This is a genomic window from Stenotrophomonas sp., assembly GCF_031995405.1.
Lineage (GTDB): Bacteria > Pseudomonadota > Gammaproteobacteria > Xanthomonadales > Xanthomonadaceae > Stenotrophomonas.
In genome coordinates this window covers 13,140-27,521 of record NZ_DAMAGC010000016.1, presented here as the reverse complement: position 1 = coordinate 27,521, position 14,382 = coordinate 13,140, and the positions used below count along the sequence as shown (strand labels likewise).

General features: G+C 64.5%; 6 protein-coding genes. 3 read left to right on the top strand and 3 right to left on the bottom strand.

Going from position 1 to position 14,382, the window contains the following annotated elements; all coding sequences use genetic code 11:
* The first annotated feature begins 66 nt into the window (after positions 1 to 66).
* The 3 genes from RTO53_RS04580 to RTO53_RS04570 are packed head-to-tail and all read left to right on the top strand — an operon-like array spanning position 67 to position 6,721.
* Positions 67 to 5,229, top strand: a complete 5,163-nt coding sequence (locus tag RTO53_RS04580; RefSeq protein ID WP_312236694.1) for an RHS repeat protein — start codon at positions 67 to 69, stop codon at positions 5,227 to 5,229.
* Positions 5,226 to 6,221: an RHS repeat-associated core domain-containing protein gene (locus RTO53_RS04575; RefSeq protein ID WP_312236693.1), complete on the top strand. Its 996-nt coding sequence runs from the start codon at positions 5,226 to 5,228 to the stop codon at positions 6,219 to 6,221. The genes RTO53_RS04580 and RTO53_RS04575 overlap by 4 nt, the downstream gene beginning before the upstream one ends.
* Positions 6,203 to 6,721, top strand: coding sequence for a hypothetical protein (locus RTO53_RS04570; RefSeq protein WP_312236692.1), 519 nt, complete (start codon positions 6,203 to 6,205; stop codon positions 6,719 to 6,721). Before RTO53_RS04575 ends, RTO53_RS04570 begins: the two co-directional genes overlap by 19 nt.
* Before the next feature lie 254 nt (positions 6,722 to 6,975).
* Here the strand turns inward: RTO53_RS04570 and RTO53_RS04565 are convergent, their stop codons facing one another.
* The 3 genes from RTO53_RS04565 to RTO53_RS04555 are packed head-to-tail and all read right to left on the bottom strand — an operon-like array spanning position 6,976 to position 14,299.
* On the bottom strand, positions 6,976 to 10,038 hold the full coding sequence (locus tag RTO53_RS04565; protein WP_312236691.1) for an efflux RND transporter permease subunit: 3,063 nt from the start codon (positions 10,036 to 10,038) through the stop codon (positions 6,976 to 6,978).
* Positions 10,035 to 13,142, bottom strand: coding sequence for an MdtB/MuxB family multidrug efflux RND transporter permease subunit (locus tag RTO53_RS04560; protein WP_312236690.1), 3,108 nt, complete (start codon positions 13,140 to 13,142; stop codon positions 10,035 to 10,037). Before RTO53_RS04560 ends, RTO53_RS04565 begins: the two co-directional genes overlap by 4 nt.
* Complete coding sequence (locus RTO53_RS04555) at positions 13,139 to 14,299, bottom strand: MdtA/MuxA family multidrug efflux RND transporter periplasmic adaptor subunit (protein ID WP_312236689.1); 1,161 nt, start codon at positions 14,297 to 14,299, stop codon at positions 13,139 to 13,141. The genes RTO53_RS04560 and RTO53_RS04555 overlap by 4 nt, the downstream gene beginning before the upstream one ends.
* Positions 14,300 to 14,382 lie beyond the last annotated feature (83 nt).

Here is a 14,382-nt window from a genome sequence, read left to right as displayed (position 1 = left end):
CTACAACGCTCCTCGCTAGCTGCCCCAGCAACTGGGGCGGCAGGGAATGGCTCAGGGGAAAACTGGATGCAGCACGTCGCGCGGTATTTGGCCGGGCTCGGCCTCGCTTTGTCTTTCGGATTTGCCCACGCACAAACACCCGGCTCCTACGGCCTGCACGAGCGCTCCATCGAGCGAATCAACGGTGCAAAAGACCTGGGCGTACTGTCCGCCGACACACTGTTTGGCGAGCAGGTCAGCCTGTTCAACGGCAGCACCACGTTTGAGAACGTTGACATCAGCATCCCGGGAAACAGCGGGCTACCGGTAGAGTTGCGACGCAAACTCAATGTGGATGATCGATCCCGCCTAAACGGCCAGCACCTGCTTGGCTTTGGCGAATGGGACGTCGATGTGCCCTTTATGTCGGGTGTTTTTGCCGCCGCAGCCGGCGGATGGCGACCGGCCGGTGGTACTGTCGATCAGCGCTGCAGCCTGCCACAGGAGCCGGCGCTGGCCGGCTTCACCGGTCCAGAGGACTACTGGAACGGCTATCAGGTTAGCGTGCCCGGTAGAGGCAGCCGCACCCTGCTGATCAATCCCAGCGAAAAGGTGCCGGCTGGGCCTGCAGGCACCGTTGGGTGGATCACCAAAGATTTCTGGCGCTTCCAGTGCAAGCCTGCAACGGCCAATGGCTATCCGGGCCAAGGGTTTATCGCCATCTCACCAGACGGCATGCGCTACCAGTTCGATTGGGGTATCAGCAAGCCGCACGCCAGCCTTAGGCGCGGCAACGGCACTAACGTTGCTCGGCAGGTCATTTACCTTCTGGCCACGCGCGTCGAGGACCGCTTCGGGAACTGGGTCAACTTCACGTATAGCGGTGACAAGCTCACCGCCATCACCGCAAACGACGGTCGACAGATTACGCTGGAATACTCCGGCGCCAACATCGTAACGGCCAGTAGTAGCGTCGGTACATGGACTTACGCTTACGCCGGCACCAAGCTTGCCTCGGTCCGCCAGCCAGATGGCAGCGCATGGAGCTACGCTTCCACGGGGGCGCTGGTCATCAATCCGCCCGCATGGACACCGCCTCTCGAAGGCGATCCGTCGGGCTGTCCGGAATCCCTGGCCGACCCGAGCGGCAGCTACGGGTTGTCGATTGTCGCGCCTTCGGGTGCCCAAGCGAGCTACACGCTTGAGGTCAGGCAGCATTATCGCAGCAACGTGCCTGAGTCCTGCGTGGTGGAGTCGCCAACCTACTGGTACAAGCGGGTACCGGACTACAACTGGTCGTTCACCCTTGCTAGTAAGGTCGTCAGTGGCCCGGGGCTTCCGACGATGAACTGGTCCTACGAGTGGGGACAGCCTTCCTGGGATGAGAACGAAAACACCAAATTCAATATCGTTCGAGGGCCAGAAGGCAGCGTCACTCGCTACCAGTACGGCACGGGCATCGAATTGAACGAAGGCCAGCTGCTGGCGGTGCAGCGAGGCGATGCCGTGGGCACCATTCTGGAGACGCAGACTAATACCTACGTATCGGCCGCCGAAGCAAGCCAGCAGCAGTTCCCGGTGGCGGTGGGCCTTGACCTGGTGGGTATGGGCAATGAATGGAATACCGCCTTGTTGCGCCCACTCAAACGCAGTGTCACCACACGGGATGGGGCCAACTTCCTTTCCGAAGTGGCTGTCTGTGGAGCGACGCTTTGCCTGGACGCCTTGGCGCGTCGGACCGCGGTCAACCAGTCCAGTACCGCGACAGGAGGCAGCAGCAGACAGGCGACCACGGTCTATGCGGACTTTCCTGCGCATTGGGTGCTGGGCCAGGTTTCCTCCTCGTCCGTCAACGGCATCAGCACCACCAGCACGCAATACGACGCGTTAGCACGGGCGACGGCTGAGTACCAGTTCGGCAAGCTCAAGCACGAGCTCGGCTACCACGCCGATGGCACGCTGGCGTCGGTGAAGGACGGGCGCGGCAACACGATCACGCTTGCCAACTGGAAGCGTGGCATCCCACAGACTGTCGGATTCCCCGACGCTACCCAGCAGTCGGCTGCGGTCGATGATGCGGGTTGGATACGCTCCACGAGCGATCAGAATGGATTCACCACGCAGTACGGCTACGACGCCATGGGCAGGATCACCCAGATTGACCACCCAGGCGACGACACCGTTGCGTGGAATGCGACCACGCAGATATACGAGGCAATACCTGCGGCTGAATACGGGCTCCCTGCAGGGCATTGGCGGCGTACGGCGGCAACCGGTAACGCACGCACGATCACCTACTACGATGCGCTTTGGCGCCCAATCGTCACCCGTGAGTACGACGCAGCCAATGAGTTAGCGACGCAGCGATTCAAACGCCAGGCGTACAACCACCGCGGTCAGCTGGTCTTCACGTCCTATCCTTCGTCGGCTGACCAGGGCGCTGTCGGTATCTCGACCAGCTTTGACGTGCTCGGGCGTGTCACCGGTGTGGTGCAGGACAGCGAACTGGGCGATCTGGTTACCCTGACCGACTACTTGCCTGGATATCGCCAGCAAGTGGTTAACCCCCGTGGCCAAGCGACCATCACCACGTTCCAGACCTTCGATGCGCCAGACACGGGCGCACCGCTGGAAGTCCAGCAGCCGGAAGGTGTGATCACCCAAGTCGAGCGGGACGTGCTGGGCAAGCCTCTGGCCATTACCCGCCGCAACCAAGGCGGCGACAAGTCGCTCACCCGGCGCTACGTCTACGACGCCAACCAGCAACTGTGTAAGGTGGTCGAGCCGGAAACTGGCGCAACGGTGAGCAGCTACGATGCTGCAGGCAATCTTGCCTGGACGGCCGCGGGCCTGAGCCTGGTATCCGCCGCGTCGTGCGATACCGCTCTGGCTGACAGCTCCGGCCGCCGAGTTGATCGCAGCTATGACAGCCGAAATCGCCTGCTCACGCTGCGCTTCCCTGACGGCAATGGCGATCAGGACTGGTCCTACACCCCAGACGGTCTGGCTAGCACGGTCACCACTTACAACGATGCGCGCGCCAACTACGTGGTCAACAGCTTCACATATAACAAGCGTCGCATGATGACCGCCGAAACCCAACTGCAGCTGGGCATTGCCTCGCTGTCGCTGGGCTACGGTTACGACGCCAATGGATCGCTCTCAACGTTGCAGTATCCCAATGGGTTGAGTGTGGCCTTCCTTCCCAACGCGCTTGGGCAGCCGAGCCAGGCGGGCACCTATGCCACGCAGGTCAGCTATTTTCCAAACGGCGGCATGAAATCATTTACCTATGGAAACGGTGTGACGCACGTGCTGCAGCAGAACCTGAGGCAGACGCCTGCGCGATCCACGGATGTCGGTGTCATCGATCAAACGTTCCTCTACGATGCGAATGGAAATACCACTGCCATACGTGATGCCTACACAACGCCAGGGGAGTATCGCGGCAACCGCGACATGCAGTACGACGGGCTTGACCGGCTGACCAATGCCAACCTGATTGACCTGCGTCAGGAAGCCTTCGGTCTGGACGCGCTCGATAACCGCACGTGGCTTACCCGTACCAGCGGTGCCGGTGTGGAGCAGACCTCTTACTACTACGATGCATCAAATCGCCTGACCAACGTCATGATGGGGGGCGCCACAGTGGTGGGGTTTGGCTACGACGCACAGGGCAACGTGAGCATCAAGAACGGCCAGCCGTTCGTGTTCGACTTCGGCAACCGCCTGCGTGGAGCAACGGGAACCGAAGCCTATCGATACGACTGGCAGGGGCGACGGGTTTTGTCCGACGCGCCGGGCAAAGGCATGATTGTCTCTTTGTATGGTCAGGATGGTCAGCTGCGCTACCAGGAGGACAACCGCACCGGCATTGCAACGTCGTATGTGAGCCTGGCTGGTAGCCTGGTCGCGCGGGTCAAGCGCGATACAGCGCCGGTCAACGTGCCCAGCCTGAGCGTGCCTGCGAGCGGCGCGGCGAGTTATGCCGTCAGTTGGACGGCAGTTACCCGTGCGACCCGCTATGAACTCGAGGAATTTGGATCTGCGTGGAATCAGCTGCTGAATGCCAATGCCACGAGCTTCAGTGTGAGTGGCCGCACCCCCGGCATCTACCGCTACCGCGTTCGCGCGTGCAACGACGGCGGCTGTGGGGTCTGGTCGACCACTGCATCGGTGGATGTACCCAATCCGCCTGGGTCTGCGCCGACGGTTGCAGCGCCAACGCAAGCGCCCAACGGGAGCTACGCGGTAACCTGGTCTGCTGTCAGTGGTTCAACGCGCTACGTGCTGCGAGAAAGCACAAACAGTGGTGCTTATCAGGTTGTCGTGGACGCTGCGCAGACCAGCCAGAGCTACATAGGGCGTCCTGCAGGCCAGTATCGGTATACGGCGCAGGCCTGCAATGGCTCCGCTTGTGGGCCCCTCTCAGCAGAAGCGGTGGTGAACGTGTTTTACGCACCATCTTCGCCCAGCCTGGCTGTTTCCTCAGTAAGTCTCGGGGGCACGGTGACCGTGACCTGGCCATTGGTGTCCGGGGCTACCGCCTACAGTCTGGAACAGAGTGCCGGTGGTGGTGCCTGGGCTTTACAGGGAGGGCTGGGTAACGGACAGGCAACGATCACAGCGCTGGGTCGCGGAAGCTATGCGTATCGTCTACAAGCCTGCAACGCGGCCGGCTGCAGCGGCTATTCACCGGTGGCAAGCACCACGATGATCCTGCGACCAGACAATGCGCCACAGTTGGTTGGCATCGGCATCAACAACTCCGGCAACTACACGGTGAGCTGGAGCGGCGTTGGCTGGACGACCACGTATCGATTGCAGGAGGCGCTGCAAGGCGCCGGCTGGTTAACCATTCACGATGAGGGCGCGACTCAGCGTGCGTTGTATGGGCGACCGGAAGGCACGCACCAATACCGGGTGGCCGCCTGTAACGAGGCAGGGTGCTCGGATTGGTCCGGCACGATGCAGGTGCAGGTGCAGATGCCGCCACCGGTGCCATTCGGATTATGGGTGTGGTACGAACGCATCTCGGGACTTAAGACTCGCTACAGCGCTTTCTGGGGTGACGACGGCACTTCGCTCGGCTTTGAGCTGGACGGTCCGGCCACCTGCATGACCTCGGGAATGAGTTGCGTCATGGAGGTCAACAAGATGTCGAGCAGCACCCCCTTCCGGGTCAGGGCTTGCAATGCGGCAGGCTGTTCTGCCTGGTCCGATCCGTTCGTTGCGGAGCCGATGCCATGAATCGTGCCTTAGATGCAGGGAAGTTGGTGGCTTCTTTGGTGGGCGCAGTGTTGACGGTTTTTGGCGTGGCGCCACGCGTAGACGCAGCCGAGGTGGTGGAGTACATCCACACGGACGCATTGGGCTCGCCCGTGGCCGTGACCAACGCGAGCGGCGTGGTCATTGAGCGCACCGTCTACGGCCCATACGGTGAAGTGATCAACCGCCCGTTGGCCGGAGGGCCCGGTTATACCGGGCATGTGGAGGATGCAGAGACTGGGCTTAACTATATGCAGCAGCGGTACTATGAGCCGGAGGTTGGGCGGTTCTTGTCTGTTGATCCGGTGACGGCGTACAACAACCCGATTGGCCAGTTCAATCGGTACAGGTACGCGGACAGCAATCCATATCGGTTTGTGGATCCAGATGGCAGGATGTCGTCGATGGCGGATCACCCCGGAATTCCAACGGGGAGCGTACAGGGTATCAATCAGGAGCCCGGTCAAGCTGCGGCCGCAATTCCAAAGGTAGAGAGCAAGAGCATTGCGCCACGAGTAGGCAAGGATGAGAAACCGGTGAAGGAGGATGTTGCTGCCGTCTCAAGCATAAATTACGCGCTCGGCCGGGCAAAGAAGCGCGTTGAGTACTCCAAAGACGCCGGCATTATTTCTAGCTGGAACAGCACCTCTTGGCGTTGGGATCCCGAGAACGTAGAGTTTTTGACGGACCCGGGCACGGGCGCATTCGTGGATCCAGGGATTGCTGATGTCGTATTTCTTGGTTTTGGTATTGTTAGGTTTTCTGATCCGTCCGTGGCGTTTTCATATCATAATGCCTCATTCGCGGGTGGGTCCGTTGCGATGACTTTTGCGATACTCCACGAGTTCGGTCATGTGCATACCGCCGGACAAGGCAGTGGGCCAGAGCAGCGTGAGCCCATGGCGAATAGCTTTGCATACGGGATGCTTTCCTCATTTGAGAAAAGGTCAATAAAATGCGCAACATGCAAGTAGGGTGCTTCCTGCTTATTCTTCTTGGATCGTTATCTTGCTCGGTAATTGCCAAGGACGTCCAAGGGGACGTTTTTTTCAAGGATGGTGTTGATAATGGCGATGGGATGAGTTCGTTCATTAATTACTCGGGCGCGACTATGAGGGTGCTGGGAGAGCGTAATTCGCTTTCTGCCTGCGGTGACAATCCCCCCTCCAGGGCGTGTGTAAAATCTTCTTACTTCTATTTCTATATGCCTTCATCCTTGGCGCCGCACTGGGAGAGTGAGGGCGTAAATTTTGCGCTGGTTGGCCAGTGCGCGCTTTCGACTGGCGCCCAAACGGTGTCCACCTATGTGATCAGGTCGCCACAGGCTGGAAAGGTGCTGACGTTCTATGTAGCCCGTTCCGGAGGCTTGTTGGGTTGGGAGATCGCATATCCCGATGGAAAGTACCGGTACTTCAAGGAAGGTGTGCGAGCTGAAACTTGCGCTTATGATCACATCGACCATCAGGTGAATTGAGCGCACCGGTGGACGCGTGAAAGGACTCGGTAACGCACATGTGCCTTTGTCCGATGAGAACATGGCGGTGTCTGCGGCGATGGTTGCGGGGAAGAGAGCAGGGCGCTTGGTTGGATGCGCTCATTAGCGTCTGATGGGGCGAAGTGGCCTGCGGAGGATGCCTCGCCATGGCCGAGGAGTAGTGGCACTTTCCGTATACCCATACGGAAGCGGCCATGGCCTCGCGTCTGGAACTGGATACGGTCAGGCCTTTGCTATCCCCGCCGCAACCGCGCCAACGCCAGATAGATCGCCGGCGTCGTATACAACGTCAGCCACTGGCTCACCAGCAGCCCGCCCACGATCGCGATCCCCAGCGGCTGGCGCATTTCCCAGCCTTCGCCAGTAGCCAGCATCAACGGCAACGTGCCCAGCAACGCTGCCACGCTGGTCATCAGGATCGGCCGGAAACGCAGCCGCGCCGCCTCGCAGATGGCCTCATACGACGACACCCCGCGCTCGCGTTCGGCCGACAGCGCGAAATCGATCATCAGGATGGTGTTCTTCATCACCACGCCTACCAGCAGGAACAGCCCCAGCAGCGAGATCAGGTTCAATTCGTTGCCGAACGCCATCAGCGCCAGCAGTGCGCCCACGCCGGCGGAGGGCAGGGTGGACAGGATCGCCAGCGGCTGCACGAAGCTCTCGTACAGCACGCCCAGCACCAGGTACACCGCCAGCATCGCGCCGACGATCAGCCACAGTTGCCGCTCGCGCAGTGTCTCGAAGCCACCGGCCTCGCCACTCAGTCGGGCCTGCACATGGGTGGGCAGCATGATCCGGGCCATCGCGCGGTCCACGGCTTTCACCGCCTGGTCCAGGGTCACGCCAGGTGCGAGGGCGAACTCGATCCAGACCGAGGCGAACTGCTGGCTGTGGTAAATGCGGTCCGGCGCCATGCCGTAGGACCAACTGGCGATCGACGACAGCGGCAGGCGCTGGCCGTCCTTGCCGATCACGTGGATCTGGTCCAGCGTGGATGGGTCCTGGGTGTAGCGGGGGTCCAGTTCCATCACCACGCGGTACTGGTTGAGCGTGTCGTACAGCGTGGCCACCTGGCGCTGGCTGAAGGCGTTGTTGAGCACCGAGGCGATCATGCGCATGTCCACGCCCAGTCGGGCGGCGGCGTCGCGGTCGATGTCCAGCACCACCTGGCGCATGCCCTCGTCGCCCTTGGATTCCACGTCCACCAGTTCGGGCAGGGCACGCAGCGCGTCGGCCACCTTGGGCGCCCATTGCCTCAGGGGTTCCAGCTCGCCGGACAGCAGCTGGAACTCGTACTGGCCGCTGTCGCCGCTGCCCTCCAGCTTGATGTCCTGGTCCACCCACAGGAACATGCCGCCGCCGGGAATCTTCGGCATGTTGGCGCGCAGGCGGTCGATCACCTGCTGGCTGGAAACCTTGCGCTCGGCCAGCGGCTTCATCTTGATCATGACGAAGGCGTTGTTGACCCCGCTGCGCCCGCCGATATACCCGATGATGTCGCTGATGGCCGGGTCGGCCAGCAGCAGCGTGCGGTAGGCATCGATCTTGGGCTGCATCACCTGGAACGACAGCCCGTCGTCGCCGCGCGCGAAACCACGCAGTTGCGCGGTGTCCTGCTTGGGCACGATGCCCTTGGGCACCTGTTGGAAGAGCCACACGTTCAGCCCGATCACCGCGCCGAACAGCAGCAGCGGAACGGCCAGCCAGCGCAGCATCTTCTGCAGACTGGCCACGTAGCCGTCCCGCAGTCGCTCGAACAACGCCGTGCCGCCCCGCTGCAGCACGTTGCGCGTGCCGGGACGCTCACGCCCAAGCAGGCGCGCGCATAGCATCGGGGTCAGGCTCAGCGAGACCAGCAGCGACACGCCCATCGCCGCCACCAGGGTCAGCGAGAACTCGCGGAACAGCTTCTCCACGAAGTCGTCCAGGAACAGGATCGAGACGAACACCACCGCCAGTGCGATGTTCATCGACAACAGCGTGGCGCCCACCTCACCGGCACCGCGCAGGGCGGCGTCCATCGGCGAGGCGCCCTCTTCGCGATGGCGGGCGATGTTCTCCAGCACCACGATGGCATCGTCCACCACCAGCACCGCGGCCACGATCAGCGCCATCAGCGACAGCGTGTTGAGCGAGAAGCCGAGCAGCGCGATCACCGCCAATGCGCCCAGCAGCGACACCGGAATGGCCAGGGTGGGCACCAGCGCCGCGCGCCAGTGGCCCAGGAAGGCCAGCACCACCAGCACCACCAGGGCAATGGCCAGCAGCAGGGTCAGTTCGGCCTCGTGCAGGGTGGCGCGGATCACTGGCGAGCGGTCCATCACCACCTGCATGTCGATGCTGGCCGGCAGCAGCGCCTGCAGCGTGTCCATCTGCGCGTGGATGGCGTCGACGGTCTCGATGATGTTGGCATCCGGCTGGCGGCTGACGATCAGCAGCACCGCCGGGCGCTGGTTGTGGAAGCCGCTGGCATAGCGGTCCTCCACGCCTTCGCTGACCTGGGCCACGTCGCGCAGGTGCACCGGGCGGTCCTCGCGCATGGCGATGATCAGGTCGCGGTACTCGGCGGCCGTGCGCAGCTGCAGGCTGGCGTCCAGCTGCCATTGCCGGCCCTGGCTGGCCACGTTGCCCAGCGGCTTGAGCGCGTTGGCGGTGCGGATGGCCGCCGCGACGTCATCGAGTGCGATGCGCTGCTGGTTGAGCGCATTGGGGTCCAGCGACACGCGCACCGCCGGCAGCGAGCTGCCGCCTACCTGCACTTCGCCCACGCCCGGAATCTGCGCCAGCTTCTGGGCGATCACCGTGGAGGCGACATCGAATATCTGGCCGGGCGAGAGGCTGTCCGAACTCAGCGCCAGTGCCAGGATCGGCGCCTGTGAGGGATTGACCTTGTTGTACCGGGGCATGCCCGGCATGCCGCTGGGCAGCTGCCCGCGGGCGGCGTTGATCGCGGCCTGCACGTCGCGCGCGGCGCTGTCCACGTCGCGGCCCAGTTCGAACTGAAGCTCGATCTGGGTCGAGCCCTGGGTGCTGGCGGAGTCGATCCGGCTCAACCCCGGTATCGTGCCCAGCGCGCGTTCCAGCGGCGTGGCCACGTTGGCCGCCATCGATTCGGGGCTGGCCCCGGGCAGGCTGGCACTGACGTTGATGGCCGGGTAGTCCACCTGCGGCAGCGGTGCCACCGGCAGCAGCCGCAGGCCCAGCAGGCCGGCCAGCACCACCGCCACCGACAGCAGCAGGGTCGCCACCGGGTGCTGCACGAACCAGCCGATCGCGCGCGCGAGCGGGCTCACGCCTGGGCCTCGGCCGCATCGTCTGCACCCTCGGCGGGGCGCCGGCGGAAACGGTCGAAGAACAGGTAGATCACCGGCGTGGTGAACAGGGTGAGCACCTGGCTGACGATCAGCCCGCCCACCATCACCACGCCCAGCGGCTGCCGCAGCTCCGCCCCCGAGCCGCTGGCGAACATCAGCGGGATCGCGCCGAACAGCGCGGCCAACGTGGTCATCAGGATCGGACGGAAGCGCAGCAGCGCAGCCTGGTGGATCGCCTGGCGTGGGGCGAGGTCAAACTCGCGCTCGGCCTCCAGCGCGAAGTCGATCATCATGATCGCGTTCTTCTTCACCAGCCCGATCAGCAGCACGATGCCGATCACCGCGATCAGGTCCAGGCTGCGCCCGCTCAGCAGCAGCGCCAGCAACGCACCGACCGTGGCCGAGGGCAGGGTGGAGAGGATGGTGATGGGGTGGATGAAGCTCTCATACAGCACGCCCAGCACCAGGTACATCACCACCACCGCGGCCAGCACCAGCCACAGCGTGCTGGACAACGAGGCGCGGAACGCATCGGCCGCACCCTGCAGGCGCAGCTCCACGCCGGCGGGCAGGCCGACCGCTGCACGCGCGCCTTCAATGGCTTGCACCGCTTCGCCCAGCGACGCACCACGTGCCAGGTTGAACGAGAACGTCACCGCCGGGAACTGGCCCACGTGGTTGATCAACAGGTGGGCCGGGCGCTGCTCGATGCGCGCGATGCCATTCAACGGCACCTGCTTGCCATCCGGCCCGGCCACGTGCAGGCGTGCGATGGCCTCCGGCCCGAAGGCCACGTCCGGGCGCGCTTCCAGCACCACGCGGTACTGGTTGGCCTGGGTGAAGATGGTGGAGATCTGGCGCTGGCCGAACGCGTCGTACAGCGCATCGGCCACCGCATCCACGTGGATGCCCAGGCGTGCGGCGGCGACCCGGTCGATCAGCACGTGCGCCTGCAGGCCCTGGTCCTGCAGGTCGCTGGCCACGTCGGCCAGGGCCGCGGACTGCTGCAGGTGGGCCAGCAGCCGGGGCGTCCACTGCGCAAGCTGGTCGCTGTCGGGGCTGGTCAGGGTGAACTGGTACTGGGTGCGGCTGATGCGGTCCTCGATGCCCAGTTCCTGCACGGGCTGCAGGTACAGCTGGATGCCCGGCACGCGCGCCACGCGCTGCTGCAGCCGTGCGATGATCGCCTGCGCGTCGCTGCTGCGCTGCGCATGCGGTTTCAATTCGATCAGCAACCGGCCGCTGTTGAGCGTGGCGTTGTTGCCGTCCACGCCGATGAACGAGGACAGGCTGGCCACGTCCTCATCGCCCAGCAACGCATCGGCCAGCGCCTGCTGGCGCTGCGCCATGGCCTGGAACGAGATCGACTGCGGCGCTTCGCTGATGCCCTGGATCAAGCCGGCGTCCTGGACCGGGAAGAACCCCTTGGGCACCCACACGTACAGCGCCGCGGTGAGCAGCAGCGTGGCCACGGTGGCACCCAGCATCAGCGGCTGGCGCTGCAGCACCCACTGCAGCTGGCGGTCGTAGATCGCCACCACGCGATCGAACGGATCGCCCTGCTGCGCCGATTCCTGGCCGTCGGCATCGCGGCGGGTGGCATGCCCGGTCTTGAGCAGTCGCGCGCACATCATCGGCGTCAGCGTCAGCGAGACCAGCAGGGAGATGCCGATCGCCACCGCCAGGGTGATCGCAAACTCGTGGAACAGCTTGCCCACCACGTCGGCCATGAACAGCAGCGGGATCAGCACCGCGATCAGCGACAGGGTCAGCGAGATCAAAGTGAAGCCGATCTGCCGGGCGCCTTTCAGTGCGGCCTGCATGGGCGTGGCCCCGCGCTCGATATGGCGGGCGATGTTCTCCAGCATCACGATCGCATCGTCCACCACGAAGCCGGTGGCGATGGTCAGCGCCATCAGCGTGAGGTTGTTGAGTGAGAACCCGGCCAGCAGCATCACCCCGAAGGTGCCCACCAGCGACAGCGGCACCGCGATGCTGGGAATGATCGTGGCCGGCAGGTTGCGCAGGAACACGAAGGTGACCATCACCACCAGCGCGATGGCGATCAACAGCTCATGCTGCACGCCGCGGATGGAGGCGCGGATCGACTCGGTGCGGTCGCTCAGCACCGCCACGTCCACGCCCTTGGGCAGCGAGGCCTGCAACTGCGGCAGCAGCGCACGCACCTGGTCCACCACGGCGATCACGTTGGCCCCCGGCTGGCGCTGGATGTTGATCAGGACCGCAGGCGTGGTGCCCGACCACGCGGCCAGCTGGCGGTTTTCCGCGCCGTCTTCAATCGTGGCCACGTCGCCCAGCCGCAGCGGCGCGCCGTCCTTGTAGGCAAGAATCAACGCCTGGTACTCGCTCACCGAGCGCATCTGGTCGTTGGCATCGAGCATGATCGCGCGGGTGGGGCCGTCGAAGCTGCCCTTGGGCAGGTTGACGTTGGCCGCCCCGATCGCGGTGCGGATGGCGGCCATGCTCAGCCCGTTGGCGGCCAGCGCCGACGGGTTCACCTGGATGCGTACTGCCGGGCGCTGCCCGCCGGCCAGGCTGACCAGACCCACACCGGGCAGCTGCGACAGGCGCTGGGCCATGCGCGTATCCACCAGGTCGTGCACCTGCGGCAGCGACAGCCCCTGCGAGGTCACCGCCAGGGTCAGTATCGGGGTGTCGGCCGGGTTGACTTTGCGGTACACCGGCGGCACCGGCAGGTCGTCGGGCAGGAAACTGTCGGCGGCGTTGATCGCCGCCTGCACTTCCTGCTCGGCCACGCCGAGCACGACCTCCAGCGAGAACTGCAGGGTGATCACCGAGGCGCCCCCCGAGCTGGTGGAGGACATCTGCTTCAGCCCGGGAATCTGGCCCAGCTGGCGCTCCAGCGGCGCGGTCACCGCACTGGTGGTTACCCCCGGGCTGGCGCCGGGGTACAGCGTGGTGACCTGGATGATCGGGTAGTCCACCTGTGGCAGCGCCGCCACCGGCAGCAGCCGGTAGGCCATCACGCCGGACAGCAGCAGTGCCACCATCAGCAGCGTGGTGGCTACCGGGCGCTCGATGAAGACACGCGACAGGTTCATGCGCCGGTCCGCGGCGGATCCTGGCTGACCACCTCCACCTTGGCGCCTTCGCGCAGGCCGTCGATGCCTTCCACCACCACCCGTTCGCCGGCCTTGAGGCCGTCGCGTACCGACACGCGCTCGCCATCGGCCGGGCCCAGCACCACGTTGCGCAGGTGCGAGGTGTTGTCCGGGGCAATTACGTACACATAGCTGCCCTTGCTGCCGAACTGCACGGCGGCATTGGGGATCACCACCGCATCGCTGCTGCTGACCTGCAGGCGGATGTTGACGAACTGGTTGGGGAACAGCGCCTCCTCGGCGTTGGCGAACTGCGCGCGCAGCTTCAGCGTGCCGGTGGCGGTATCGATGCGGTTGTCCAGGCTGGAGAGCACGCCGTCGCCCAACGACTGGCGCTCTTCGCGATCCCACGCTTCCACGCGCAGTTCCGGCGCCGCGCGCACCGCGGCCACCACGGCCGGCAGGTCCGGCTCGGGCACGGTGAACAGCACGCTGATCGGCGTGGTCTGGGTGATGGTGGCCAGCGGTTCGGTATCGCTGCTGCGCACCAGGTTGCCTACGTCCACGTTGCGCAGGCCCATGCGGCCTGCGACCGGTGCGGTGATGCGGGTGTACTGCAGCTGCAGGCGTGCTTCGTCCACCGCGGCCTGGTCGGTCTGGCGACGGCCCTGCAGCTGGCGCACCTTGCTCTGCTGGTCGCTCAGGTCCTGCGCGGAGACGAAGTGCCTGCGCTGCAGTTCTTCATAGCGCTTGAGCTGGGCCTGCGCGTTGTCCAGTTCGGCCAGGTTCTGCTGCTGGGTGCCCAGCGCACGCGACAGCGCGACCTGGTAGGCGCGCGGGTCGATCTCGGCGATCAGCGCACCGGCCTTGACGTGCTCGCCCTCGCGGAACGACAGCCGCAGCAGTTCGCCGTCCACGCGGCTGCGCAGGCTCACCGTGTGCAACGGCGTCACCGTGCCGAGTGCCTTCAGCCGCACCACCAGATCTTCGCGCACCGCCGTGGCGACGCGGACCGGAGTGGCCGCAGCAGCAGGTGCAGCGCCGGCGGCCGGGGCTGGCGCGAGCACGCGCCAGGCGATGACGGCAGCGGCCAGCACGGCCACGATCAACAGCGGTTTGAACAGACGACGGGAAGGCGAGGGCAGCGGGGCAGACATGGGCATCCTGCGCGCCCACCCAGCGGTCGGCGCGTCCATGGTTTACCGGCCCGTGGGGGCTGGCGAGGCGAAGTGGGGTTGTC

Excerpts from the sequence above, each read along its gene's own strand:
- RTO53_RS04570 (WP_312236692.1), top strand. The coding sequence starts at position 6,203 with ATGCGCAACATGCAAGTAGGGTGCTTCCTGCTTATTCTTCTTGGATCG.
- RTO53_RS04555 (WP_312236689.1), bottom strand. The coding sequence starts at position 14,299 with ATGTCTGCCCCGCTGCCCTCGCCTTCCCGTCGTCTGTTCAAACCGCTG.
- RTO53_RS04580 (WP_312236694.1), top strand. The coding sequence starts at position 67 with ATGCAGCACGTCGCGCGGTATTTGGCCGGGCTCGGCCTCGCTTTGTCT.
- RTO53_RS04560 (WP_312236690.1), bottom strand. The coding sequence starts at position 13,142 with ATGAACCTGTCGCGTGTCTTCATCGAGCGCCCGGTAGCCACCACGCTG.
- RTO53_RS04575 (WP_312236693.1), top strand. The coding sequence starts at position 5,226 with ATGAATCGTGCCTTAGATGCAGGGAAGTTGGTGGCTTCTTTGGTGGGC.